The organism is Mobiluncus sp. (assembly GCF_985070215.1).
The window spans coordinates 33,291-59,524 of record NZ_CFKZQR010000004.1 but is presented as its reverse complement, the minus strand read 5'-3'; the positions used below and the strand labels follow the sequence as shown (position 1 = coordinate 59,524).

General features: G+C 57.8%; 26 protein-coding genes and 1 riboswitch. Of the genes, 1 reads left to right on the top strand and 25 read right to left on the bottom strand.

Going from position 1 to position 26,234, the window contains the following annotated elements; genetic code table 11:
• Positions 1–9 precede the first annotated feature (9 nt).
• From hisG to pyrR, 20 genes are all read right to left on the bottom strand, one after another.
• Complete coding sequence (gene hisG, locus AC5LBQ_RS01690) at positions 10–858, bottom strand: ATP phosphoribosyltransferase (RefSeq protein ID WP_307741583.1); 849 nt, start codon at positions 856–858, stop codon at positions 10–12.
• 78 nt (positions 859–936) lie between these two features.
• Entirely contained in the window at positions 937–1,200 is a 264-nt protein-coding gene (locus tag AC5LBQ_RS01685; protein WP_307741584.1) for a phosphoribosyl-ATP diphosphatase, read from the bottom strand.
• A gap of 99 nt (positions 1,201–1,299) precedes the next feature.
• Entirely contained in the window at positions 1,300–2,415 is a 1,116-nt protein-coding gene (locus AC5LBQ_RS01680) for an ABC transporter substrate-binding protein (RefSeq protein WP_493264443.1), read from the bottom strand.
• Between the two features lie 26 nt (positions 2,416–2,441).
• The gene (locus AC5LBQ_RS01675) at positions 2,442–3,245 is read right to left on the bottom strand and encodes an ABC transporter permease (RefSeq protein WP_307741586.1); all 804 of its coding nucleotides are present in this window, start codon (positions 3,243–3,245) and stop codon (positions 2,442–2,444) included.
• A gap of 98 nt (positions 3,246–3,343) precedes the next feature.
• Positions 3,344–3,465, bottom strand: a riboswitch (FMN riboswitch).
• A gap of 57 nt (positions 3,466–3,522) precedes the next feature.
• Complete coding sequence (gene rpe / locus AC5LBQ_RS01670; protein ID WP_297346415.1) at positions 3,523–4,185, bottom strand: ribulose-phosphate 3-epimerase; 663 nt, start codon at positions 4,183–4,185, stop codon at positions 3,523–3,525.
• 65 nt (positions 4,186–4,250) lie between these two features.
• Positions 4,251–5,777 carry an RsmB/NOP family class I SAM-dependent RNA methyltransferase gene (locus AC5LBQ_RS01665; protein WP_493264442.1) on the bottom strand — a complete coding sequence of 509 codons (1,527 nt, stop codon included), beginning with the start codon at positions 5,775–5,777 and terminating at the stop codon, positions 4,251–4,253.
• On the bottom strand, positions 5,774–6,739 hold the full coding sequence (gene fmt / locus AC5LBQ_RS01660; RefSeq protein WP_493264441.1) for a methionyl-tRNA formyltransferase: 966 nt from the start codon (positions 6,737–6,739) through the stop codon (positions 5,774–5,776). Before fmt ends, AC5LBQ_RS01665 begins: the two co-directional genes overlap by 4 nt.
• A gap of 52 nt (positions 6,740–6,791) precedes the next feature.
• A complete protein-coding gene (locus tag AC5LBQ_RS01655) occupies positions 6,792–8,843 on the bottom strand; it encodes a primosomal protein N' family DNA-binding protein (RefSeq protein WP_493264440.1) in 2,052 nt (683 codons plus the stop codon).
• 93 nt (positions 8,844–8,936) lie between these two features.
• Positions 8,937–10,130, bottom strand: coding sequence for a methionine adenosyltransferase (gene metK, locus AC5LBQ_RS01650; RefSeq protein WP_282921592.1), 1,194 nt, complete (start codon positions 10,128–10,130; stop codon positions 8,937–8,939).
• Positions 10,131–10,139: 9 nt separating this feature from the next.
• Positions 10,140–10,799, bottom strand: a complete 660-nt coding sequence (locus tag AC5LBQ_RS01645; protein ID WP_493264439.1) for a phosphopantothenoylcysteine decarboxylase domain-containing protein — start codon at positions 10,797–10,799, stop codon at positions 10,140–10,142.
• 18 nt (positions 10,800–10,817) lie between these two features.
• Complete coding sequence (locus AC5LBQ_RS01640; protein ID WP_493264438.1) at positions 10,818–11,405, bottom strand: flavoprotein; 588 nt, start codon at positions 11,403–11,405, stop codon at positions 10,818–10,820.
• On the bottom strand, positions 11,392–11,760 hold the full coding sequence (gene rpoZ / locus AC5LBQ_RS01635; protein WP_297346787.1) for a DNA-directed RNA polymerase subunit omega: 369 nt from the start codon (positions 11,758–11,760) through the stop codon (positions 11,392–11,394). Before rpoZ ends, AC5LBQ_RS01640 begins: the two co-directional genes overlap by 14 nt.
• A 48-nt stretch (positions 11,761–11,808) precedes the next feature.
• Entirely contained in the window at positions 11,809–12,381 is a 573-nt protein-coding gene (gene gmk / locus AC5LBQ_RS01630) for a guanylate kinase (RefSeq protein ID WP_493264437.1), read from the bottom strand.
• Positions 12,381–12,692 (bottom strand): integration host factor, actinobacterial type, encoded by a 312-nt coding sequence (gene mihF, locus AC5LBQ_RS01625; protein WP_295026758.1) that lies wholly within the window; start codon positions 12,690–12,692, stop codon positions 12,381–12,383. The genes gmk and mihF overlap by 1 nt, the downstream gene beginning before the upstream one ends.
• A gap of 85 nt (positions 12,693–12,777) precedes the next feature.
• The gene (pyrF, locus tag AC5LBQ_RS01620; protein WP_493264436.1) at positions 12,778–13,668 is read right to left on the bottom strand and encodes an orotidine-5'-phosphate decarboxylase; all 891 of its coding nucleotides are present in this window, start codon (positions 13,666–13,668) and stop codon (positions 12,778–12,780) included.
• Between the two features lie 69 nt (positions 13,669–13,737).
• Positions 13,738–17,067: a carbamoyl-phosphate synthase large subunit gene (gene carB, locus AC5LBQ_RS01615; protein ID WP_493264435.1), complete on the bottom strand. Its 3,330-nt coding sequence runs from the start codon at positions 17,065–17,067 to the stop codon at positions 13,738–13,740.
• Positions 17,067–18,272 (bottom strand): glutamine-hydrolyzing carbamoyl-phosphate synthase small subunit, encoded by a 1,206-nt coding sequence (gene carA / locus AC5LBQ_RS01610; protein ID WP_493264457.1) that lies wholly within the window; start codon positions 18,270–18,272, stop codon positions 17,067–17,069. The genes carB and carA overlap by 1 nt, the downstream gene beginning before the upstream one ends.
• Before the next feature lie 70 nt (positions 18,273–18,342).
• Complete coding sequence (locus AC5LBQ_RS01605) at positions 18,343–19,653, bottom strand: dihydroorotase (protein WP_493264434.1); 1,311 nt, start codon at positions 19,651–19,653, stop codon at positions 18,343–18,345.
• The gene (locus tag AC5LBQ_RS01600) at positions 19,650–20,618 is read right to left on the bottom strand and encodes an aspartate carbamoyltransferase catalytic subunit (protein ID WP_282921601.1); all 969 of its coding nucleotides are present in this window, start codon (positions 20,616–20,618) and stop codon (positions 19,650–19,652) included. Before AC5LBQ_RS01600 ends, AC5LBQ_RS01605 begins: the two co-directional genes overlap by 4 nt.
• Before the next feature lie 5 nt (positions 20,619–20,623).
• Entirely contained in the window at positions 20,624–21,193 is a 570-nt protein-coding gene (gene pyrR / locus AC5LBQ_RS01595; protein WP_282922657.1) for a bifunctional pyr operon transcriptional regulator/uracil phosphoribosyltransferase PyrR, read from the bottom strand.
• A 173-nt stretch (positions 21,194–21,366) separates the two neighbouring features.
• On the opposite strand from pyrR, the gene AC5LBQ_RS01590 reads away from it, so the two are divergent.
• Entirely contained in the window at positions 21,367–21,588 is a 222-nt protein-coding gene (locus AC5LBQ_RS01590; protein WP_282921602.1) for a hypothetical protein, read from the top strand.
• A gap of 9 nt (positions 21,589–21,597) precedes the next feature.
• Here AC5LBQ_RS01590 and nusB read toward each other — a convergent pair whose 3' ends face one another.
• From nusB to aroC, 5 genes are all read right to left on the bottom strand, one after another.
• Positions 21,598–22,173, bottom strand: a complete 576-nt coding sequence (gene nusB, locus AC5LBQ_RS01585) for a transcription antitermination factor NusB (RefSeq protein ID WP_282921603.1) — start codon at positions 22,171–22,173, stop codon at positions 21,598–21,600.
• Between the two features lie 70 nt (positions 22,174–22,243).
• On the bottom strand, positions 22,244–22,807 hold the full coding sequence (gene efp / locus AC5LBQ_RS01580; RefSeq protein ID WP_282921604.1) for an elongation factor P: 564 nt from the start codon (positions 22,805–22,807) through the stop codon (positions 22,244–22,246).
• A gap of 70 nt (positions 22,808–22,877) precedes the next feature.
• Positions 22,878–23,324: a hypothetical protein gene (locus AC5LBQ_RS01575; protein WP_493264433.1), complete on the bottom strand. Its 447-nt coding sequence runs from the start codon at positions 23,322–23,324 to the stop codon at positions 22,878–22,880.
• The gene (gene aroB, locus AC5LBQ_RS01570; RefSeq protein WP_493264432.1) at positions 23,321–24,931 is read right to left on the bottom strand and encodes a 3-dehydroquinate synthase; all 1,611 of its coding nucleotides are present in this window, start codon (positions 24,929–24,931) and stop codon (positions 23,321–23,323) included. Before aroB ends, AC5LBQ_RS01575 begins: the two co-directional genes overlap by 4 nt.
• Positions 24,928–26,175 carry a chorismate synthase gene (gene aroC / locus AC5LBQ_RS01565; RefSeq protein ID WP_493264456.1) on the bottom strand — a complete coding sequence of 416 codons (1,248 nt, stop codon included), beginning with the start codon at positions 26,173–26,175 and terminating at the stop codon, positions 24,928–24,930. Before aroC ends, aroB begins: the two co-directional genes overlap by 4 nt.
• Positions 26,176–26,234: the final 59 nt, after the last annotated feature.

Genomic DNA, 26,234 nt, shown 5'->3' with positions numbered 1-26,234 from the left:
GCACGGCAGTTACAGACGGCACGCTTTCAGGTCCGTCACCAGGATGCCGCGCGCCCCGGCCGCATAGAGACGATCCATAATCAGGTTCACGTCTGCGGCTTTCACCATGACCCGCACGGCTTTCCAAGTGTCCTCAGCCAGGTCAGAAATTGTCGGGGATTCAATGCCGGGCGTAATCGCCAACAGGTCTGCCAGCTGGGCGGAAGGAGCGTTGTAATCCATCAGTACATAGGTTCGCGCCACCATCACGCCCCGCAGACGGGCCGCCAAGGTTTGCAGTTGCGCATGGTTTTCTTGGCCCGCGGCAGTGATTAGCAGGGCTTCCGACTCCAGCAAAGGCTCCCCGAAGGTTTGCAAACCGGCAGCCCGTAGCGTGGAACCTGTTTCGACCACGTCAGCAATCAAATCAGCGATGCCCAACTGCACGGAAGATTCGACCGCGCCGTCCAGGTGTACCACACGGACTCCGGAAATCTGGTGTTCATCGAGAAACTTTTTCAGCAGCAGGTCATAGGAGGTCGCCACCCGTTTGCCCTGAATGTCCGCTAAATCGTGGAACTGGCCCGCCGGTCCGGCAAACCGGAACGTAGAGCGGGCGAAATCCAAGCCAAGGTATTCCACCGCGGCGACCCCGGAATCTATCAACAAATCCCGCCCGGTGATACCGCAGGACACGACCCCGGAACCGACATAAACAGCGATATCACGCGGACGCAGGAAAAAGAACTCGACATCGTTGCCCTTGTCGATAATAGTCAATTCCCGTCCGCGCCGGGTCACTTTATACCCGGCTTCTTTTAGCATCGTGACCGCCGGTTCGCACAGCGATCCTTTATTCGGCACCGCGATTCGTAACATGGCTGACACTCCCTCTTCTCAAGCTGCTATTGACTGGTTTCCGGGTCGTTGCGGATTCGGACTTTGGGCGACACCGGTCTACATATGCTGGTAAATGTCTTGGGGCGTAAAGCCCTTCGCTACCATCATGACCTGCAAGTGATAGATGAGCTGAGACATCTCAATCTGAGCCGCTTCGTCCGATTCGTATTCGCACGCCATCCACACTTCGGCGGCTTCCTCAACGATTTTTTTGCCGATGCCGTGGATTCCCCTGTCGAGCTCCTCAACAGTACGGGACCCCTCCGGGCGTTCGTTCTTTCGGCTCTCGATAATCGCATAAAGGTCTTCAAAGTTATTCACGCTTATAGATTATGCAATGGCAGGAGTTTTCCCAAATATCTATATGACTGGATTAACAAAAGGATTTGTCCCACCCGAATCCCGCGAATTGCCCTGGATTTACTCTGCCGCGGAGGCTTGGGCGTGCAGCGATTTCCACGGCCGAGCGATTTGTTCCAAACCCGCCTGGTCCAAAGAGCTAAGGTCGACCTTTTTGTCCAACGCCCCGATCTCATCTAACAGGGCAATCATGGCCTTGAATTTTTGCGGGTCGGGAGCGGCAGCGCGACCAGGGTCAGCCGGGTCGTAGTCAGGCAACTGCTCCAACTTCAGCGTGGCCAGGTTGACTTTCTGGGCGGCGCGCAAGGAGGCGGCGGTGTTCAGGGTTTGGTCATACTTTTTCGTGTATTCCACCGCTTTTTCCGGATCCTGTTGGATACTGTTGATGGCCTGGGCCATAGCGTTGATGACACCCTCATTTGCGGCGTCCTGGTTTTCGCACCTTTCACCGGTAGTCACCACGGCGGCACCTACTAACGGCAGATTTGGCGGCAGGGGAATCTCGGTCACCTCCAGTCCGGCCAACTGGAACTGAACCAGGTCATTATTGGAAAATCCCACCACCGCATCGACTTTCCCGGTGGCCATCTGAGTCTGCTGGGTATATCCGATTTCCGAAATTCTCACGTCATCAAGGCTCAAACCCGCCTGCTGCAAACCCGCCTGGAAACCAAACCAGCTAGAACCGAAGCGGCCCGGTACGCCTACTGTTTTTCCTTTCAAATCCGCCCAGGAGGTAATCCCTGACTGCTTGGTCGCGATAACTTCCACCGGATATTTTTGGTACAGAATACCCGTGACACACAAATCCATACCCGCGGATATCGCCTGTACCGCTTCGTCAGCGAACGCCACCACATAGTCCTCTTTATGGGACAAAAGAGCGTTGAACAGTCCCTCATCGGCACCGTGATGGCGCAGGTTAACGGGCTGCTGGCTAACTCCCCCACCACCGTCCCAACGGAACAGCCTGTCTTGGGCCGCCACATAGAACGGCGCAAACTGGACATTGGGGATATAAGTCAAACCGATTGTGACCGCCCGGTCCGCCCCGGTGGGACTACTGGCAGACCCAGCGGAACTCCCTTTTTCCATAGTGGAACCGGCAGCACAACCGACCAAAACCGCGGCACTGACGGCCAATCCGGCTAGGGACCTGATAAAACGATGTGACATCTGGTGAACCTTTCTTTGAGACGCAGCTAAACTGCGTTTACCGTTTTGGAATGACGCTCCAGGCGATAGACCCCCAGATATATCAACGCGGCCACCGTGCAGATCATGATTAAACTCACGAACATGCCGGGTGTATCCACGTTGTGTGACTGCAGGGTAATCAGGGTGCCCATGCCGCGTCCGCCGATGACCATCTCGCCCACCACCGCTCCGGTGATGGACAGGGTCACGCCGTTGCGAATGCCTCCCAGTAGGGATGGCAACACCAGCGGAAACTCCATGTATTTCAGCAAGTCCCAGGTTCCGGCACCATCGAGTTTGGCAGCTTCCAAAATGCTGGCGTTCAAATGATGCAAGCCCACGGTGGTGGAAACCAAAATGGGGAAAAACACCATCAGCGCGCACAACACCGCAATGGCGAGACGCGGCGTCGGTAGCCAAATCAACAGCAGCGGCGCCAGCGCGACCGCAGGAACCGCTTGGGAAGCCCCCAGAAACGGTTGAACCGCCGCGTTGAGCAGACGCAGGTGATGGATCGAAAATGAAAGCGGCACACTCACAAGCAGCCCCAACACGGTTCCTCCCGTCGCTGCCAGCAACGTGTTGCCCAGGTAAAGCCAGAACGTTTTGCCGCTCAACAACTCCACACCGGACTGCACTACGTCACTGGGACGCGGCAAGATAAAGGTCGGGATGTTTCCAGAACTCGTCGCGAGGAACCAGACTGCCACAATGAGCAGCGCCAAAGCGAGCGGGGCAATGACATTGAGCGGCCGGGAATCCGGGACGGCGTTAACCGTTGACGGTGCCCGGTTTTGACTCATCGACATCTTCACCCCTTTCGGTTTGTCACCTCATTGGACAGCCCAGGGCAAAGAAAGATGAACGTTCACCAACACCTCAGTAAACATACGCAGGCGCGGTGGACGTGCGGCTCTTCCCATCCGGACTTTAACCGTCGGTATCGGAATTTCACCGATTCAACTCGTGCGGACACGAGGTCGCGGACTTTACCGCCGGTGCTGAATTACACAGCCCCCAGAGCTACTTCCAGTATAGACCCTCGATAGCCCACTGAGGTCAAATCCCACAAGCGGGCTAATGGGGTTAGTGGGTGTGCGGGGTAGCGCCGATGGTGCGCAGCGTGGCAATAGCCTGTTCGGGCTTACGTTTGAACACGTAGGACCCGGCCACCACCACGTTTGCCCCGGCTTTCATCACGAGGGGCAAGGTTTCTTCATTGATGCCTCCGTCAACCTCGATATCGAGATTCATGCGGGCATCTTCGGCATATTTGCGCAGCTTGCGAATCTTTGGCAACACCTCGGGGATAAACTGTTGTCCGCCGAAGCCCGGCTCCACACTCATGACCGTGACCTGGTCAAAACGACCCAAAATGTCTTTGATGGCGCTGGCCGGTGTGGCTGGATTCAACGCAATCCCGGCTTTGGCACCTAAACTGTGCAGCACGTCAGCGGTTCGTACCGGAGCTTTCGAGGCTTCCAGGTGGAAACAGACAATGGCGCAGCCGGCCTTGGCGTACTCCAAAGCCCAACGGTCTGGATTTTCAATCATAAGGTGGGCGTCAACCGGTAGTCTGGTAGCGTTCAACACCGCCGTGGCGGTTGGCAGTCCCCACGTCAGATTGGGCACAAAGTGGTTATCCATAATGTCGAGGTGAACCCCGTCGGCGCTCTTGATGTCCTGCAGCGCCTGGGCGAAATGCATCTGGTCGCAATTCAGCACGGAGGGGTAAATCTTAAGGCTCATATCGGTTCCCTTCTTTCTTCTATTGTCTAATTCCGCGGTGAGCTTCGGACGGTTTTAGCTGGGATTTATTCCTGGGAATCAGGCAACTTTTCAATCAGAGCCAGGAACATGGCGTCGGTACCGTCACGGTCAGGCCACAGTTGCAGATAAGGCCCCGACCCAAGGTCATGTTCCGGGTTGACGATAATGTCTCGTGCCACGGCGGGGGCATCCAGCACCCGCAAATCCGCGCGATTCTTTACCACGCTTTCCACCACCTGGCGAGTTTCAGCCAAGTGCGGGCTGCAAGTCGCGTATCCCACCACACCCCCAGGCTTAACCGTTTGCAACGCGGATTGCAGCAGAACTTGTTGCAGAGCGGTCAGGTCCTTCAGGTCGGTGGCGGATTTATTCCATCTGGCTTCGGGACGGCGCCGCAGCGAGCCCAAGCCTGAACATGGTGCGTCCACGAGGACCCGATCGGCTTTGCCCGGATGAAGCTCTCCAAAATCGCGTCCGTCGCCCTGTAAAACCTGCACTGTCTGGTTCGGAAATGCTTGCGTGGAGGCACGCACTAGTTCAGCACGGTGCGGCGAAACCTCGTTAGCGATGACGGAAATGTTACGCGAACTAGCCAACCCTGCCAGCAGCGCCGTTTTCCCACCGGGTCCGGCACACAAATCGACCCAGGTACGCTCCACCCCGGTCACCGGTGCTGCAGCCAAAACTTTGGCGACAAGCTGTGAGCCTTCGTCCTCGACCCCGGCGAAGCCCCGCTCAACAGCACGCAGTCGCCGCGGGTCGCCTCCGGAAAGCACCACCGCGCAGTCAGAGAGTTCTCCCAAACGAGTATTGGCATCAAGATAGGTCTCAGCTGCAGTCGCCAGTTCATCAGCGGTAATGAAACCCGGTCGGGCGCACAGCGTCACATAAGCGGGACGGTTTTGCGCGTGTAGGAGTCCCGGCAACTCAGCAGCATCACGGCCGTTAGCGACCAAGGCATCGCGCAGGGCCCACACCATCCATTCCGGATAGGAAAATGCTCGGCTCAGGGCTTTTTCCCCGGTCAGTCCCGAGGTGATGGCATCGAGCCAATAGGACAGGTCATGCTCAGTAACCTTGCGCAGCACCGCGTTTACCATACCGGCAGGGCCGGCGGAGAGACGGTCGCGTGCCAGGTCAACCATCGTGTCTACCGCAGCGTAGTCTTCCACACGCATCTGGAGAATTTGATGAATCCCCATCCGCAGTACTGTGAGCAGCTCCGGATCCAAATCCGCAACATCCCGGTCGCTGAGCAGTCCGATTATGGCATCGTAGCGCCCTTGTAACCGTAATGTTCCGTACACCAACTCGGTAGCAAAAGCCGCGTCACGCCGATGCAAATGCGCCCGCTCAATCAAACCGGGCAACACCAGATTGGCGTAAGCATGGTCTTGGTCGACGCGGCGCAGGGCTTGAAAAGCAACGTCACGAGCGGGGTCGCGCCGGGCTTTGCTCCGGTAGGCGTAACCGGTGCGAGAGTTACGAAAATTTCGAACTGCACCCCCGGTTTTCGCTCTGTTGCCCGCTGAGCGAGATTTGCCCGCGGAAGCGCCCCCTGAATGGTTCACTCCTGACCCCCCATCGAGCGCGAAGTCGTAAACTTCGCGCTACTTTCCAGGTGGGCTCCGCGTGCCCAAGCCTCAGCTGGCATTGGTTTTTTCCCGGCGGGGGCTACGTTGCCTAAGCACACGGGTGCGGAACCGGTGCCGACCCAGACTTCGTGACGAGTGGTAAAAATCTGACCGGGTTCCAGAGGCGGGATAGGCATCGTCAAAGGCGGATTCGACTCCAGGACACCGAGTTTTACGCGGGATTCCTGCCACATCGTCCAGGCACCGGGAGACGGTGTGAATCCTCTGATGTGGTTGGCAATCGTGTCGCTCGGCGCGGACCAGTCGATTTCGCCTTCCGATGGGTGTAGAGGTGGCGCATAGGTGACACCGGTGTCCGCTTGCGGTTCCGGGGCAACTCCCCCTTCGATCATGGACAGGGCTTGTTCCAGAGGTCTGACGCTGAGTTCGGCGAGTTCGAGCAATACGTCCCCCGCTGTCGCCGACTCCGGCACCTCATAAGAGCAGGTCGCGTAAATGGGGCCGGTATCTAACGCAGGTTCGAGTTGAAAGACCGTGACGCCGGTTTGGGTGTCCCCCTCCTGTAGAGCACGCTGTACCGGGGCAGCGCCCCGCCACCGCGGCAGCAGGGAAAAATGGATATTAATCCACCCGAATTTGGGAATCTCTAAAATGTCAGCCGGCAAAATCGCCCCGTAAGCCACGATGACACCCAAATCAGGCTGGAGGTCACGCAAAAAAGTGGCGGCTTCTGTATTGTTCTTAAGGGTTTTTGGCTGATAGAGCATCAGGTCATGCTGGGCTGCGTAACTGGAAACCGGTGACTGAGCCAGTTTCCGACCCCGGCCGGAGGGCGCATCGGGACGCGACAGCACCGCCACCAGGTCGTGTGTAGATTGCTCAAGGTATGTCAATACGGGAAGGGCAGCCTGGGGAGATCCAGCAAAAACAATACGCATACAAACTATCCTATCTAAGTTCAACTGGGGTTTTTCGAGGTGAAGGCGGGGTCTACCCGATTTGACCGGCGGGATCTGGGGGATCTACTACGATACGCAGGGCGTCGCTGCCGGATTTTCGCTCCCGAGCATTTTGCAGTTCCACCGCGCGCAGCGCCCGCCCGAAATCCTGACTGTCGCGCAGCGCCACCGACACGAACGCAGTGCTGAGAGCGGGGTTTTCCCGTGCTGGAACCGGGCCTAATACCGTGATTTCAGGAAATCTCTGGCGCAGAAAAGCTAACACCTCACCCAGGGATTGCCCCTGCAACAAAGCCGTGCGCCACGCGGGGGCAAAGTGTCCCGCTTCGCGTTCCCGCAGGTCTAAGGCGGCGAAACCCCAGGGGTCCCACCGTACCAGAGCCTGTTCCAGGCGCGGGTCAATCCGGTTCGTCACCAAGATGCGCCCCTGAGGTTTCACCAAAGCTCCGGCTGCCAGAAATTGCCGCATGACTTCCTGGACAGTCCACAGGGCGGTACGATTGGCCCACATGTGAGCCCGTAGGATAACCGCGGCTTCGTACCCGCCCACGGCGAAAGGTTCGCCCCCCGGATGGGCTATGACCAGGCGCGATGCTCCATCGATGAGGCCAACCCGGCCTTTTCCAGGGCGGGAAACCAACACTGGCACTCCGGAAAATGACCGCCCAATGTCATCAATTACCGTGCGTGACTGGAGGTGGCGCCCGCGCATTTTCATACTGGCACAGTTCGGACAGGCATAGTTGGTGGGGACGTTTCCGCAGCGAGTGCAAACCAGCCGGGAACCCTGGAAAGTCAACGGTCCACCGCACACTTCGCACACTGCATTAGCGCCGCAGTTTGCACAGCTCACGACCGAAAACGCGCCATCAGGAGGCACCAGCACCAAAACCGGACCGGATTTCAAACCCTGGCGCACCAGGCGTAAAGCGGCATTGGGCAGGAGCATCGCCCCTGTCATGCCTTCCGCCAGCTGTGCATCCTCGCTGAGAAATTCAAAGCGTCCCGAACACTGGCGCAAAACTTCGCGGTGGGGGGCCAAACCGCTGGCGAAGTGGCGGGTCACCAGCTGCAAATCCCCCGCGTTGACTGAATAGTGCGCCAGTACTAGGGCAGTGCCGCACAGCTGGGAACGCATCAGCAGGACTTGCCGGGCAGAAAAGTTCGGGAACATGTCCGAGCTTAGTGACCATGCTAAGTCGTCCCAGAGGTAAAACAAACCGGGGCGGGCCAGTGGCAAAAATACGGCACCGCGGGTGCCGACCACTATCGCGGCGGTGCCAAAACGGGAACGCAAGAACGTTTCATAGGAGGCGGCAGTGGGAATTTCCGAGGTATACAGCACAACTTGGTCCGAGTCGGCAAAGTAGTCACGTAGATACAGGTAGGCTTCATCAGCTTGCTCTACCGTGGGCATCACCACCAGGGATTGTTCCCCGTTAGCCCAGGCCGCCGCCGCTAATTCGGCTATGGGTTGGAAACGCGAGGCGGGCTGGAAATGCGGATTGTTCCCCAGCGGTAGCGCACTGACCACGGCACGAGGGTGGTGTCCCCGACACAGTTCAGAGTAGAACTCGGCGCCCCCGGCATAACGCGCCCAGGTCGTTTGTTCCGGTGGCTCCACCGTGACCGCGGTCGTATCCCACTGAGGAGGGTCGGTAGAAAAGGCCTGTTCCACCTTGACGCGCCGCTCTGGCAAGGCGTAACGCAGCAGTGAGGAGGGTCCTGTCCCGTAATAGAGTGAGACATTTTCCAGCAATTCCAAGGTGGAAGTATCCAACAGAGGCAGGTCGCCTAAAGTGCGTTCGATTTCCCGCAGCGGTTTTTGCCAGTCGGTGCTGTCTTTACGGTCCACGATGACACCGGTGTAGCGTTTTGTCCCGACTTTCACTTTCACTAACACCCCCGGAGCGGCCGCGGCATCGAGCTTTGGGGGAATCAGGAAGTCGAGAGGCCGGGACAAAGCGGGGGTAAACGTGTTGAGCAGAACCGCCGCCACGGGCTTTTCCACACCATCGACCTGCACCGCCCGTGGTCCGGGAGGTGCGAAATCGTCCAGTGGCAATATCGGTTCAGCAAACACGACTTAATTACAACTCATACCCCAAATACGAAAATCCGGCAGTTGCCATTTCGTCCCGGAAGTCGGGGCCATGACCAGCCCCCACAGCCGGTTTTACTGGAAATAATCCTTGAGAGCTTGCGCCCGATTGGTTTCTTCCCAACTGAAGCCATCACGCCCAAAATGGCCATAGTTACTGGTGTAGCGGAAAATCGGACGGGTCAGATCCAAATCCCGAATGATAGCGGCGGGACGCAAATCGAAAGTCTCACGAATCGCCGCGGCCAGTTCCTCATCGGCCACGACACCAGTCCCAAAGGTTTCCACTGACAGGGACACCGGGTTGGCTCGGCCAATCGCGTAAGCGATTTGGATTTCGCAGCGCTTCGCCAAACCGGCCGCCACAATATTCTTGGTAATCCAACGCAAAGCGTAAGAGGCCGAACGATCAACCTTTGAGGCGTCCTTACCGGAAAAAGCCCCTCCCCCGTGACGCGCCATGCCTCCGTAGGTATCCACAATAATCTTGCGACCGGTCAAACCGGAGTCCGCGGCGGGTCCGCCGATAATGAATTGACCCGAAGGATTCACCAAAATTTCCGCGTCCTTCGTGTCCAGGTCGATATTCAACTGATCGAGTACCGGACGAATGACCTCCGCTTCGACCATGGCGTGCAGTTCCGCCTGGGTGCGATCCGGCGCATGCTGGGTTGAAACCACGATAGTCGACAGGGCGCGCGGCACCCCGTCCTCGTACTCAACCGACACCTGGGTTTTGCCATCAGGACGCAATCCGGAAACAATTCCCTCTTTGCGCACCTGAGCCAGGCGTTGGGACAGTTTATGCGCCAACCAAATCGGCATCGGCATCAAATCCGGGGTTTCATCGCAAGCATATCCGAACATAATCCCTTGGTCACCAGCGCCTTGCTGTTCCAGGGGGTCATAGGCTTCGGGCCGCTGACGTACTTCCAGGGAATGGCTGACGCCCGCTTCAATGTCCGGGGATTGCTGCCCCAAGGACACCATCACGCCGCAGCTGCGACCATCAAAGCCGATCTCCGAGGACGTGTAGCCAATCTGGGCAATCTCGTGACGCACAATGTGGGGAATCTCTACGTAAGCCTCGGTCGTCACTTCACCCATAACATGGACCAGCCCGGTCGTGACGAACGTCTCTACCGCAACGTGCGCCGCCGGATCTTGTTCCAAGATAGCGTCCAGAATTGAGTCGGCAATCCGGTCGCAAACCTTATCGGGATGTCCTTCAGTGACAGATTCAGATGTGAAAGTGACTTTTTTACTCATAAAAGAATTCTAGTGACTTTGCGAGATTTCTCCAGCTAGTTGGAGCAAGACCTCGGCGACTTCAAGTTTCGTGCCGCTGGCTTGACCTCGTTCGTTACCTTGCGAATCGAAAAAGAACAAGGTGTTCCTCGCGGCTGCGAAACCGTGGCCGTCCCCGACTCGATTGACGCACAGCAGGTCGGCGCCTTTGTCCAGGGCTTTCTTACGACCTTGTTCCCGCACCTGCGCCTCACTACCGGTCAGCGCCCCAAAGCCGACAATGGTCTGTCCCTCGCGGCGGTGCTTAATGAGATTCATCAGGACGTCGGGGGTGCGTTCCAACTGCAAGGTGGGGATAGTGTCGGCGTGTCGGGTAATCTTGCCCGAGACTCGGATGGGGCGAAAGTCCGCTACGGCAGCGCACATGACTATCAGGTCTGCCCCCGCGGCGGCGGCGTTCATTTGGTGCAGCATCTGCTCCGCAGTAGGGGCCTCCATGACCTTGACCCCGCGAGGAATGAGGGCTGCTTCCACGTTGGCGGCCACTAACGTGACGTCGGCTCCGGTCTTTAGAGCTGCCCGAGCCACCTCACAGCCCTGGCGTCCGGTAGACCGATTCCCCAAGAAGCGCACTTCGTCCCAGGGCTCGCGAGTCCCCCCGGCGGAAACCACTACGGAACGAAAACTCATGTGGCGGCCTTGTGAAAACTAATCGATGGAACCGAGGGCACTCATACCGAGCTGTGCCAAAACCGCATCACAAATGACGTCTGGTTGACTGAGGCGTCCGATGCCATGGGAGTTGTCGGCCAGCTTGCCGGTTTCGGGACCAATAAAGCGCCAGCCCCGTTCACGCAGCACCGCCACGTTGTCCTGGGTCGCCGCGTTTTCCCACATTGTGGGGTGCATCGACGGGGCGATGAGACGCGGGCAGTCGACTGTGATTGCAACTAGGGTGAGGAACTCGTCAGCTAGACCCATGCGGAAACGTGCCATCAAATCGGCGGAAGCTCCCACCGTCAGGAACAGGTCAGCTTGGCTGGCTAGGGTTACGTGGGTAATGAAGTCAGGGGTCTGGAACACATCCGTATGAATCGGGTGATTGCTCAGGGATTCCCAGGTCGCCTTCCCCACAAAATTGAGCGAATCAACCGTGGGACAAACCCACACATTGACCCCGGCAGCGATGAGACTGCGCAGCACTTCAATGGCTTTAAACGCGGCCACGGAGGCTCCCACCCCCAAGATGACGGTTTTCTCTGGACCGTGGGGGGCGTCAAGTTCAGGCGTTGTCATCTTTCGCCAGGCCCTCGGAGAAAGAGACCGCCAAGGCTTCCAGCGGATTTACCGGTTCCGAGGTGTCCTCCTCAGGAGCCTCGTCTTCTGGCTCATCGCCCTTTAACTGCATATCCAACATGCCCTGCGCGATTTCATGCATGGCAATAGACAGGGGCTTTTCCCGCGGACCGTGATCAACCAGCGGGCCGATAGTGTCCAACAGACCCGCTTCCAGCTGCTGGTTATAGGTGTTAATCTGGCGTGCACGAGCAGCCGCGAAAGCCACCAGGGCGTACTTAGAATCAACGTTTTCCAGCAGGTCGTCAATAGGCGGGTCAGTGATACCCTCGGGGTGAGCGACGGTTCCGGTCATAAAAAATCCCCCTCAATAGTGATTTTTGGTTTCTTCAGCCCAGCTATCTTAGCGCAAACCCATAATTTTAGCCAGTTGCGCGGTAGCGTTAGGCACTTCGTCATTGACCACGATTTCGTCAAATTCCTCAGCGGCAGCCAACTCGGTGCGCGCCGTATCCAAGCGCAGGCGCTGTTCTTCCGGGGACTCCGTGCCACGCCCCTGCAAACGGCGCACCAGTTCCTCCCAAGACGGGGGCTTGAGGAAAATGGTGTGCGCATCTGGACGCAGAGCTTTTACCTGCCGGGCGCCCGCCAAGTCGATTTCCAACAGAACCGGTTTGCCCTGACGTAAAGCCTCATCGACCGGGGCGGCTGGGGTACCGTAGTAGTTTTTGCCGTGAACCTGTGCCCACTCCAACAGTCCCCCGGATTCGATAAGTTGTTCGAACTGGGGTTTCGTCATGAAAATATAGGACTGCCCATCGACTTCCCCCGGTCGAGAATCTCGAGTGGTGGCAGAAATGGACAGGTAAAACTCTCCCGGAAAATTCGCACAGAGAGAACCCACCACTGTTCCCTTTCCAACAGCGGTGGGTCCGCTAAGTATGAACAGCCGGGCGGTAGCGCCGGCGGCCGCCATCAGCCGAAACGCTTGATGAGTTCGGCGGTCTGGTGGGGACCAAGACCACGGATGCGGCGAGCCGGAGAAATCCCGATTTCTTCCATCGCCAAGGCGGCGGTCTTAGCTCCGACGCGAGGAAGCGACTCCAGCAAAGACTGAACTTTCATCTTTGCCAGGGCTTCGTCCTTTTCGGCAGCCTTCAAAACTTGGGACAGCGTCTTTTTGCGGTTCTTTAAATCGGCTTTGACTTCAGCACGATGTTTACGCGCCGCCGCAGCCTTTTTCAAGGCTTCCGCGCGCTGCTCAGCGGTAAGTGGAGGAAGTGCCATTTGCTATACTCCTGTTTTTCTGTCTTCTTTGTGGGCCCGAATTGGTCAACGACCAACCCTAGTGAGCATTCTATACAGTATTGCTTCACGAAATTAGGGATTTAAGGGAATCTAAATTTTCTCCGAAGGCGGCTTGTAGCGCACCTGCCTCGGGACCGCGGCGCAAAATCCCGCGAGAACTCGAAACTATAATCCGGTCTGTGGCTTTCCCAAAGACTTTGGCGATACTTTCCGGGTTTCCACCCTGAGCGCCAAAGCCGGGCACCAGCAGCGGCGCATTCGCTTCGTCAAGGAGAGACTCTAAACCGCGCATACGCTCCCCGACGGTGGCTCCCACGACCAAACCTACGTGACCCCAGTACCCCGCTTGTGCCGCCTGACGATTTTCCTCACCCGCACGTTGCATAATATCCGCAGCCAGGGACTTCTCAGGTGTTCCACCCTCATTCACAATCATCGCTGATTGGATTGAGGCGGACTCCGGGTTTGAGGTTAACGCCAGTACAAACGTCCCCTTGCCGTTCTGTTTTGCCAGGTCCAGCGCAGGACGCAGGGACTCGAATCCCAAGAACGGGCTCAGTGTCATCGCGTCAGCCTCCAACGGCCCTTCTGACAGGTACGCCCTCGCGTAGGCGCTCATGGTGGAACCGATGTCGCCGCGCTTCACATCCACAATGCTGATTGCGCCAACGTCGTGAATTGCCCGCAAAGTCGCGGTGAGCGCGGAAATACCGGAAGCACCATATTCCTCGAACAGCGCCGATTGCGGCTTAAAGAATCCACACAAATCGCCCAGTGCGTCCAGCACGCGCATGGAAAAATCCCATACGCCAGCCCCGCTGCGCGGCAAACCCCAGGCTTCTAATAACTCCGGGTGAGGATCTATCCCCACGCAGAGAGATCCCCGGTCCGCAATGGTTTCGAGGCAACGTTTTCCAAACGGTTCGACAGGATTTGCTTCTGGCGCAGCGCTCATGACTTCCCTTTCTCAAGTGACATCAGGAACTCGCTCGGAGCAAAAATCCGAGCTCCCTGAAAAGCCATTTTATGCCTTACCGGGCATCGGAGTATCGGACTTTTCCATTTCAATTTGTCGTTCCTGCAAAGACCGCACCGTAAAAGTCTGTCCCTGGCTGAGGAAATCCATCACCTGGACAGCGACCTGGAGAGTGCGCATAGTCGTGATGATGACCTTGTTGGCGGTAGCGGCCGCGGTGCGAATCCGGTATCCCGCTTCGCGAGTCCCCTTGCCGCGTTCCGGAGTGTTGACGACCATGCCAACTTCCGCAGATTTCACGAAAGAGCTGAAAGCCGTGTCGGCTGACCCATCGGTGAGTTGCCGATCCTTTTCCACCCGAGTGACCGGAATCCCATTGCGTTCCAAGACCGAAGCCGTCCCCTCGGTAGCCACCAGCTTGTAACCCAGCTGGTGGAGGCGCGAACACGGCAGAATAATGTGGCGTTTATCCCGGTCAGACACTGTCACCACGATAGTCTTGCCCGGTTTGGGCAGCGCTCCTACCGTAGCCAGCTCCGACTTAGCATAGGCCATGGGCAGATTCATTCCCAAGCCCATCGCCTCGCCGGTCGAACGCATTTCCGGTCCCAGAATCGTATCGACCATCGTGCCGCTAAAGGTGCGGAAACGCTTGAAAGGAAGGACCACTTCCTTGACGGCAATATCGGGAAAGCTACTCCACTGGGCAAAGTCCACGCCCGGCAGCATGCCGCATTCACGCAACTGGGCAATGGTGGTGCCGGTCATGACTTTGGCGGCCGCCTTCGCCAGGGGAACCCCGGTCGCTTTCGCCACGAACGGAACGGTGCGCGACGCCCTGGGGTTCGCTTCGATAATGTTGAGCACTCCCGCCGCCAGCGCGAACTGAATGTTGATGAGCCCGACAGTGCCGACGCCTTGAGCAATGGACTCGGTCGCAGCACGTATCTGATTGATTATCGTGCCCGAGAGCGTGGCGGGAGGCAGCACGCAAGCCGAGTCTCCGGAGTGAATACCCGCTTCCTCAATATGCTCCATCACACCAGCCAGGTACAGCTCGTGACCGTCATAGAGCGCATCCACATCGATTTCGATGGCATCGTCCATGAAATGGTCAATGAGCAGCGGTCCGGCGCCAACTCCGGCCGAATCCGGCCCCAATCGACTGAGGTAATCCTCAAAATGGTCGGCGTTGAAAATTATTTCCATGCCTCGACCCCCCAGCACGTAGGAGGGGCGGGCCAGCAGGGGAAACCCAATCTCGGCGGCGATGTCTCGCGCTCCGGCATTCGTGGTGGCGGTGCCGTGGGCGGGGGCAGCCACTCCAGCGGCGGTATAGACCCGTTCAAACTCCTGGCGGTCCTCGGCCAGGTCAATCGCGCGCGCTTGGGTGCCCAAAATTGGCACTCCAGCATCAGTAAGGCGCCGCGCCAGGGACAGCGGGGTCTGGCCTCCCAACTGGACAATCATCCCAGCCACCGGACCGCAAGCCAGTTCCGCCCGGTACACCTCATAGACGTCTTCAAAGGTCAAGGGTTCAAAGTAGAGCCGCGAGGCGATGTCATAGTCAGTCGACACGGTTTCGGGGTTACAGTTGACCATAATCGTGTCGTAGTCGTCTTTCAGCGTCAGGGCAGCGTGCACACAAGAGTAGTCGAATTCGATACCCTGCCCGATTCGATTCGGTCCGGAACCCAAGATGATGACCGCCGGCTTCTCACGCGGCTGCACCTCGGTACTGAGGTCGTAGGACGAATAATGATAAGGCGTGTTCGCGGCGAATTCCCCGGCGCAGGTGTCGACCTTCTTGTACACCGGGTGTAGGCCAAAAGCGTCCCGAACTTCCCGCACGGTGTCCTCTGAAATGCCCCTAATCTGGGCAATTTGCAGGTCTGAGAATCCATGACGTTTCGCTTCGCGCAGCAGCTGGGGTTGCAAAGCGGGAGCTTCCCGCAGACGCTGGGCCACCTCGCAGAGGATAAACAACTGGTCGATAAACCACGGGTCTATTTTGGTTGCAGCATAGATGTCCGCAGCCGACGCTCCCCCACGGATTGCCTGCACCACCTGGGTCAAGCGTCGCTCCGTCGGGGTAGCCATTTGTTCCAACAACTGCGCGGTTTGCTCCGGGTTGGGAGCGGGCTGGGCAAAGTCAAAACTGGATCCGCGCTTGTCCAGGGAGCGCAACGCCTTTTGCAGGGCCTCGGTAAAGTTTCTGCCGATAGCCATCGCTTCCCCCACCGATTTCATGGTGGTGGTCAGTGTCGGGTCGGCCGCGGGGAACTTTTCAAAAGCAAACCGCGGGGCTTTCACCACCACATAATCCAAGGTGGGCTCGAAAGACGCCGGAGTGGACAGCGTAATGTCGTTGGGAATCTCGTCCAAGGTGTAACCCACCGCCAGCCGCGCGGCAATTTTGGCAATCGGGAAACCTGTTGCCTTTGATGCCAGAGCCGAAGAACGCGACACGCGCGGGTTCATTTCAATGACGATAATCCGGCCGGTCTGGGGGTGGACGGCGAACTGGATATTGCACCCGCCCGTGTCCACACCGACCTCACGAATGACGGCAATCCCGATATCGCGCAACCGTTGCATTTCCCGATCGGTCAAAGTCATGGCGGGCGCTACCGTGATGGAATCCCCCGTATGCACCCCGACTGGGTCCAGGTTCTCGATAGAACACACGACCACGACATTATCGGCGCGGTCCCGCATCAGTTCGAGCTCATATTCCTTCCACCCGATGATGGCTTCTTCCAACAGAACTTCGTTCGTCAGCGAATCGGACAGCCCCGCCGCGGCAATCCGTTCCAAATCCTGTTGATTATAGGCAATCCCGGAACCCAAGCCCCCCATAGTAAAGGACGGGCGCACCACGACCGGAAAACCGAGCTGCGCGACCGCGGCGTTGACCTCCTCTAGGGAATGAGCAATGAAAGACCGGGCCACTTCCGCACCGCAGCGTTCCACGACTTTCTTAAATTCTTCCCGGTCCTCGCCCGCGTTGATGGCCGCGGCATTAGCGCCGATGAGTTCGACCTGGTATTTGTCCAAAATCCCGGCTTCGCTCAGATTAACCGCCGCGTTCAAGGCCGTTTGTCCGCCCAGAGTGGGCAGCAACGCGTCGGGGCGTTCCTTAGCGATAATCGATTCCAAAAACTCGGTGGTAATCGGTTCGATATAGGTGCAGTCGGCAACCTCCGGGTCGGTCATAATCGTGGCGGGGTTGGAGTTGACCAGGATAACTTTCAAGCCCTCATTACGCAGCACTCGACAGGCTTGAGTTCCCGAATAATCAAATTCGGCCGCTTGACCGATGACAATCGGCCCGGAGCCGATGACCATAACAGAATGTAAATCTTGACGCAACGGCATCAGGCATCCGCCTTCCCGGTGGGTTTTTCACAGCGGTGTTGCAACATCAGCTGCAAAAAGTCGTTGAATAGGTGTGAGGCATCATGCGGACCGGCGGCAGCTTCGGGGTGATACTGCACGGAAAAAGCCGGGATGTCCAGACACCTCAGACCTTCCACGACATTATCGTTCAGTCCGATGTGGGTAACTTCCGCCCGGCCGTATTTCCCGTTACAAAAGGGAGTTACCGAGGCTTCCCCTAGCGGCATATCTACCGCGAAACCATGGTTGTGGGCGGTAATTTCGACTTTCCCGGTGCGTCTGTCCAGCACGGGCTGGTTCACTCCCCGGTGGCCATAAACCAGCTTGTAAGTTCCGTAGCCTAGGGCGCGGCCCAACAGCTGGTTGCCGAAACAGATTCCGAAGTACGGCAGTCCCGCGTCCAGTACCTCGCGTAGCAGCTCGATTTCGTGGGTGGCTGCACTGGGGTCGCCGGGCCCGTTTGAGAAAAATACCCCGTCGGGGTTGATGGACTGCAGGTCTTTCAGGGTCGAGTCCGCGGGAAACACATGAACTTCCACGCCCAGGGAAGCCAAAATTTCCGGGGTGCGAGACTTAACCCCCAAGTCCAATGCCGCCAACATCGCCCGTGGGCTCCCACCGGCGAATTCACCGGTGGGAGCAATCACATAGGGGGTTTTGGTAGAGACTTCGGCGCTGAGCGCCGCCCCCGCCATACGCGGGGAGTCTTGAATGATGGAACGCAAAGCCGCGACCGCGTGGGGTTCCAAGTTTTCGGCGCCGACCGGCAGGGCGTCGCCCGAAAAAATGCCACCCCGCAGGGCACCGGCTTGACGAATATGCAAAGTCAAGGCTCGCGTATCCACATCACTGATTCCCACGATGCCGTGACGCACCAGCTCATCTTCCAGGTCACTTTCGGCACGCCAGTTCGAGGCTCGGCGAGCCGGATCGCGCACCACATAACCCGCCACCCAAATCTGGTTAGATTCCGGGTCGGTCGTGTTCATGCCGGTGTTGCCGATATGCGGTGCGGTCATGACCAAGATTTGCCGATGATAGGAAGGATCCGTGAGGGATTCTTGATAGCCGGTCATTCCAGTGGAAAAAACGACTTCGCCCAAGGTTCGCCCGCTGGCTCCGAAAGCCTTGCCCGTCAGGGCAAAACCATCTTCCAGAACCAGCACCGCGTCTGCCCGATCCATCGGGAGCGCGGGGCGGGCACCACCTTGCGGATTATGGCCTTGACCAGGCATTTCCATCGTTGTCATATTCTTAGCGCTGATCGAGCGGGATAGCCGTGGCGTCCATAATCGTGAACTCGCCCTTCCACATGGTGTACCGCGCCTGGCCGGGCAGTTCCATGCCGAGGTAGGGGGTGTTTGTGGACAGGGAATGCTGCGACTCCAGGTCAATGGTGCGGCGTGTGGATGGATCCCACAAGGTCAGGTTCGCCGGTTTACCGGTGACGATGCCCTGACCCTGTTCCTTGACTCGGCCAATATGCGCCGGCGCGGTAGACATGACTCGCGCCACGTCCTCCCACGTGAACTTGCCGGAATCGACCATGACTTTCTGAACCACCGGCAGGGCGGTTTCCAAACCAATCATGCCGAAAGCCCCGGCTTGCCACTCGCAGTCCTTTTCCTCCAAAGGATGAGGCGCGTGGTCGGTACCGATACAGTCAATGGTGCTGTCCATCAGACCAGCCACCAAGGCTTCAGTGTCCGCAGCAGTGCGCAGCGGCGGGTTGACCTTGTAGCGCGGGTCGTAGGTCTGAGCCATTTCCTCGGTCAGCAGGATGTGGTGCGGGGTAGCTTCGGCAGTCACGGCAATGCCGCGGCTCTTGGCCCACCGCACGATGTCGACCGAGCCTGCGGTGGACACATGACAGATGTGGACGCGCGAACCCACGTGGGAAGCTAACTGGATATCGCGCAGAATAATGGCTTCTTCCGCCACGGCCGGCCAACCGGGCATACCCATAACCGCAGACAGCGGAGACTCGTTCATCTGCGCGTTTTCCGTCAGGCGCGGGTCTTGGGCGTGCTGAGCGACCACACCGTCAAAGGTCTTTACGTATTCCAGGGCGCGGCGCATCAACACCGGGTCGGAAACGCATTTTCCGTCGTCAGAAAACACCGTGACGTGTGCGTCTGAACGGTTCATGGACCCCAAGTCGGCCAGGTGTTCACCTTGCAGACCGGCGGAAACGGCACCGACCGGGCACACCTGTACCCAGCCCGCGAGGTTCCCCAAGTGCACGACCTGCTCGACGATACCGGCGTTGTCCTGGACGGGAGTGGTGTTGGCCATCGCGTGAACGCAGGTGTAGCCGCCGTAAGCCGCCGAGAGGGTGCCGGAAGCGACCGTTTCCGCGTCCTCGCCGCCAGGTTCGCGCAGGTGAGTGTGCATATCAACCAGGCCGGGCAAAGCCACCAAGCCGTTGCCATCAATGGTGGTAGCGCCAGCGGAAACAGCATCCGCCGCATTCGCGCCTACACCCGCAAAAATGCCGTCCTTGACAGCAATGTCAGCCCCCTCACCGTTCGGCAGGGTCACGTTCTTAATCAAATATTCCTTCACAGCAGGCCTCCTTCCGGCGCGAGCAAAAGGTAAAGGGCAGCCATCCGGACACTCACGCCGTTTCCAACTTGTTCAACAATGACAGACTTTGCGGAATCTGCGGCTTGGGCGCAGATTTCCATACCACGGTTCATCGGACCGGGGTGCATGATAACCGTACGTTCGGGCAGGTTAGTGAAACGGGTGTTGTTCAAACCGTAAGCCCGGTGATACTCGACCACGGAGGGGAAGTAGCCCCCGCCGGCAGAACTCATACGCTCGCGCTGCACCCGCAGCATCATCACCGCATCGGGATTGGTGGCCAGAGCCGCATCCAAGTCGTAGGACACATCGCACTTCCAGTCTTCCACCCCGACCGGCATCAGGGTCGGCGGACCGACCAGGGTCACATGAGCGCCCAAAGTCGACATCAAGTCCACGTTGGAACGAGCGACACGAGAGTGCAGGATATCGCCCACAATGACCACGTGAGCACCGTTGAGGTCTTTACCGGCGAGGTCGCCGCCGCTCAAGCCCAGGTAGTGCCGGCGCAGGGTCATCGCGTCGAGCAGAGCCTGAGTGGGGTGTTGGTGTTCCCCATCCCCCGCGTTGAGCACGGGCACGTCAGACCAGCCGGCGTTAGCCAAACGGTAGGCCGCTCCGGAGGAGGAATGGCGGATAACGATGCCGTCAACCCGCATAGCCTGCAGGGTCAAAGCCGTATCTTTCAGGGATTCGCCTTTCGCTACCGAGGAACCTTTCGCGGAAAAGTTGATGACGTCCGCGCTGAGGCGCTTGGCCGCGGTTTCAAAAGAAATCCGGGTCCGGGTGGAGTTCTCAAAAAAGAGGTTGACCACGGTTTTGCCGCGCAAGGTCGGCAGTTTTTTCACCTTTTGAGCCTGGGTCATCGCCATGGCTTCGGCAGTATCCAAAATTTTCAGGACATCTTCGTGGCTCAAATCAGCCGCAGAGAGTAAATGTCGCATGATTTTTATTCCTTCCCGTCTGCAATAATCACGGCGTCTTCGCCGTCACTGTCTTGAAGTTTTACGAGTATTTGTTCCGTCCGTGACGTGGGCAGATTCTTGCCGATGTAGTCTGCACGAATCGGAAGTTCCCGGTGACCGCGGTCCACCAGCACGGCTAGCTGCACTTGGGCAGGTCGGCCGTGATCGTTCAACGCATCGAGCGCAGCCCGAATCGTGCGTCCGGAATAGAGCACGTCGTCGACGAGGATGACCGTTTTGCCGTCAATGCCGGTCTGAGGCATCACGGTTGGTTTGGGTACTCGTATCGGTTGACGGGAAAGATCATCGCGGTACAGGGTGATGTCCAGGGTGCCAATCGGAACATCTGTATCGGGATTATTTTCCTTTAAAAAAGTCCCCAACCGATTGGCTAACTCAACGCCACGGGTGGGGATTCCTAACAGAACGACATCTTCAAGACCCTGGTTTTTCTCCATTATCTCGAAGGCCAGTCGTTTCAGCGAACGGGCAATGTCAGCACTGCCCAACACTGTTTTTTCCATATTTTTCCTTTCTGCCTCACAGGGCGAAATTAAAGGTTTTATTGCGGCTCAATAGTACACGTTTTTTCCCGCTCCACCGAATCCCGCGCCCGCGCCGCCGAAAATTGGGTCGGGAAAGTTGAATTCCTCCAGGTGACGAGGGAATTTCTGAACACGAGCGGTTTCGAGCTAAACTCCGGGGGAAAATCGCCGATAATAGGGTTATGGATGAAAAACGCGAGCTTTTAATGCAGCTTCTCTTTGGCAACGACGACACGCCGGAGCTGAACCAGGATGAGGTCACGCAACCCGACAACTCTCCCGAAGCCGCGGCTCGTTTCCAAAAGTGGGCAAAAGCGCAACAGAAAGCCCAAACTATCAACGAAACTTTGGACAACTCGGAAAAATCCGCAGATATCCTGCGCGAAATGATGAACCGCGACTAACCGCGGACGCTATTCCAGGGTGTCTAAGTCAATCTGCTCCAAGACACCGCCCGCCGCTGCCGTTTTTGCGGCGGTGTCAAAGTTCTGTGGCATCGAGGACTCAAGTTTGGCACTCGCTTCACCGCTCAAGGCTTGCTCACCCTCGGTTTTAGTCAACGCGTCTTTCATATCGTTGATAGCACCCAGCAAACCGTTGATAAACTTCGGCGACTCGTCAGTAGAACGTTCCTCCGCGATTTGCATAGCGGCGGTGATGGCAACGGCTCCTTCCACATCGGGATTGAACAGAATCTCCCAGGTCGCAACCCGCATAATCGCCAGGTCGACCTCAGGCATCCGATGCAAAGGCCACGCTTTTGAATATGTCGCCAAAGCCGCATCAATCCGCTCTAAATGCTGAGCCACACCTTCCAAAATTTCGATGGCATAGTCCGGAAGCGGGGTCTGGGCGGTCGTCTCGTCCTGACGAATCTGGGCCAGGGAAAAAATGCCTTCGGGAGTATCCCAACCCCGAACATGTGCCTCATAAAGCACATCTACGGCTCTAACCCGCTCCCGCGTGCGCCGCGGCAATTTATGTCCCACTGTCTTGTCCCCTCACAAAATGCGTAACGCGAGCCGGAAGCCTGCGCCCCGACTCGCGTCCACCTCAGTCTTAATCGGTAACCCGCGAAACGTATTCGCCAGAGCGGGTATCAACCTTCACCTTGTCGCCGATGTTCAGGAACAACGGCACTTGAATATCCCAGCCCGTCTCCAGGGTCGCCGGCTTGGTGCCCGCATTGGAGCGATCGCCCTGCAAGCCCGGTTCAGTGTGCGAAATCTCTAAGACGACCGAGGCCGGCAGCTCGATGAACAAAACGTTGCCTTCGTTGAAAGCCAAAATGCATTTCTGGTTTTCCAGCAGGAAGTGTGCGGCGTCCCCAACAATTTCGGGAGTGACACTAACCATTTCAAAAGTCTTTTCGTCCATAAACACGTAGTCGGTACCGTCGTTGTAAGAGTAGGTCATGTCGCGGCGGTCCACGGTAGCGGTTTCAATCTTTAGTCCCGCGTTAAAGGTGCGGTCGACAATCTTGCCCGAAAGGATGTTTTTTATCTTGGTGCGCACGAAAGCCGGCCCCTTGCCGGGCTTCACATGTTGAAATTCGACAACCTGCCACAACTGGTTGTCAATCTTCATTACCAAGCCGTTTTTCAAATCATTAGTCGTTGCCACGTTTCATCCTTCACAGTCTTAACAGTTAGCAAATCAGCTAAAACAGTCTACCGAAAAAGCGCGCCGTTGGCTAACTGCAGCCGTTTTCAGCGATAACTGTCAACAGTCGCCGTGCAAGTTCGGTCAAGGTTCCCTCGGTCGGCACCGTATAGTCACTGTGTGCTATTAGGTCCTCACGACGTTTTTGGGCCAGACGGCGATAGGTGGCGCGCCAAGGCAGGCCGTTAGGGTCGCTGAGTTGTTCCGGGTTCATGGCCTGCCACGACTCCTCCCAGGGCAAATCTAGGAAAAATACCAGATTCCCGGCCTGTCGAAAGTTCCCAACCAGGGCGGATGAACCACTCTCGAGCACGTCAGAGGGCAGAATAAAAATGGCTGGTGCACTGTGCGATGACCAAGCATCAAGGCCTGAATCGGAAGTCACGGGCAGGCCGATGTCCGGTGAAATCGATTGGGCTAACTCTTGCAAACGGGCTCCCGGCAGGGATACTAAAGCCAGCGAACAGCGTGAACTCACAGGGCAATTCCCGTCATTTCGGCGGCTTTGGTCAGAGCCTCAGAATCAGCCACGGCAGTGACCACAGGTTTGCCCCAATCCTCCAGCAGGACGAACCGCAGCTGCCCGCCGCGAACTTTTTTATCGCTAAACATGATGGGTGACAGTTCCGCAAAAGTGTGGGCAGCATAGGTGGTGGGTAGGCCGACCGCTTCCAGCTGATCGCGCAGCCGCACAACCAAGTCTTTGGGACCGATCCCCAGCACCGCGGCGAGGTTCGCGGCATAGACCATCCCGATAGAGACCGCTAAACCGTGGGGAAAACGGTAGTCCTCCACGCGTTCTATGGCGTGAGCCAGAGTATGTCCGTAGTTCAAGTACTCCCGCTGACCCGATTCATACAAATCGGTGGAAACAACGTCGGCTTTTACCTTCACGGCGCGGCGAATAATGTCGCGAAGCTGAGGGGAATCCGGATTCAGCAGCGCCGACGCGTGGTCCTGGGCAATGTCTAAAATCTGTTGGTCGCAGATAAACCCGCACTTCAATGCCTCCGCCAGCCCCTCTCGGAGGTGGTCTGGCGACAGGGTACGCAAAGTCGTGAAATCCACTGCCACTCCGAGAGGAGGATAAAACGCCCCCACCAAGTTTTTCCCGGTACTCCAATCAATGCCGGTCTTGCCTCCGACAGCGGCATCAACCATCGCCAACAAGGTCGTCGGTACCGTAATGAGGTCAACGCCGCGCAGCCAGGTCGCCGCTGCGAAACCTCCCAGGTCAGTGGTAGCTCCCCCACCGAGAGCAACAATCGCATCACGGCGTTCCAGACCCGCGCTGGCTGCCGCCTCCCACACCTCGGAAAGCACCGTGAGCTGTTTCGCGGCTTCTCCGTCAGGCAGCACTTTCACTGTGGTTTGTTTATCCAGCGAGTCCAAGTGCTGTGCCAAACCGTTAGCCGCCGACGCTACCGGGGGGGCGCTGAGCACCAGGACTTTGTTTGTGTGCGTCTTCATCAAGGCTGCTACCTGCGCGTTCAGGTCTTCACCAAAGCTGACGGCATAGGGTTCGCCGGGGGTGGATACCCAGATGCGGTCAGCCAGGCGTTCTTCATGAGCGATGATTGCCCCAGCCATTTCGCTACGTTTGCTCTGTGCGTCAATAATGACCGTGGCGGTACTCTCATAGATGTCTTTTCGCTCCCGATACAGCTCGTGCATCCTTTCCCGCAGGTTGCCTTCCAGCAAGGGACGGACTTGCGCATCCTTTTTCTGGCCAGAGCGCTCGGAGCGTTGGATTTGCCGATTCACCAGGAAGTCCGGGTCCGCTTTCAGGTAGTAAACGGTGTGTTCGCTCAGCAACTCGCGGGTCGGAGCGTATGTCGGGGCACCGCCGCCCAGGGAAACAATCCGGGCTGAGCCCTGTAACGCATCCCGAACGACCGCGTATTCGAGGGCGCGAAAGCCCTGTTCTCCGAGTTCTTTAAAAATCCAGGGAACGGATTGGCCGAAGCGCCGCTCGATTTCCAGGTCAGTGTCAAGCCAGGTGGTGTGCAAAATTTGGGCCAAGATCCCGGCAGTTTTCGATTTACCGGAAGTGGGCAATCCCATCAGAACGATTTTACGTGTCATGAAAAAGTCGTCCTTTGCGTAACCTCATCCAGGTAGGCCCACAAGTTTCGCGAACATTCCGCCACCGAGTCCCCGCCCGTTTTTTCCAGCAAAGCGTCTGCCAGCACCAGCGCGACCTCGGCCTGGGCGATGACGGCTGCCGGCACCACCGCGGTCGTGTCCGAACGCTGGTGCAACCCAGTCGCCACGCTGCCATCGACCAAATCCAGGGTCGGCAGAGCGTGGGGCACGGTAGAGATAGGTTTCACGGCGGCGGAAACCACGATGGGATTGCCGTTGGACATCCCGCCTTCGATGCCACCCGCCAGGTTAGTCGGTCGCGCTATCGTGCCCAAGCCCGTGTTTGCGTCAGCTGGCTGGTCACCGCGGTAGAGGGGATCGTGGGCTTCGCTGCCCGGCAGGGATGCTTGCAGAAAAGCCGCGCCGATTTCCACCCCTTTTACGGCTTGAATAGACACGAGGGCGGCGGCCAGGCGCGCGTCCAGTCGGCGGTCACGGCTCACGTGAGAGCCTAAACCGATAGGCACCCCGTAGGCGATGACCTGCACCACTCCTCCCAACGTGTCGCCCGTATGCTGCGCGTTGTCGATAGCTTGTACCATCTGTTCAGCCGTATGCGCATCCAGGCAGCGCACCGGGTCACTATCGAGATAATCCGCATCTTCTGGCCGCGGCACCGGGGCGTCAAGTGGAACGGAAACTGAACCAACGGACGTGACGTGAGACACTAAACGAATCCCCGCGACCTGATCCAACAATGCTTGTGCGAAAGCCCCCAAAGCCACTCTGGCGGCCGTTTCCCGAGCGGAAGAACGCTCCAACACGTTACGAGCATCTGTGAAACCGTACTTCATCATGCCGGCAAAATCGGCGTGTCCCGGCCGCGGCTTCGTAAGCTGCAGGTTCCGCGCTAATTCGCGCGCGTCACCTCGACCCGCGTCCCGCAGCAGCGCCTGACGAGACACCGGGTCGGGACTCATGACCGTTTGCCACTTGGGCCATTCGGTGTTCTTGATTTCAACCGCGACCGGGGAGCCCAGGGTTTTCCCGTGACGCAGTCCCGAAAGGATGGTCACCGCGTCTTGCTCAAATTTTTGGCGCGTTCCCCTGCCGTAGCCCTTCCGTCGCTGCGCGAGGACTTTGGTCAGGGTATTGGTGGTGATTTCTATCCCTGCCGGCAGTCCACTGAGTACGGCTATCAGGGCGGCGCCGTGTGATTCCCCGGCAGTGACACATTCCAACATGAGTTCATCTTGCCACATTTCGCCACACATCCCGAACCGGGTTACTCGGCCTGGGCGGT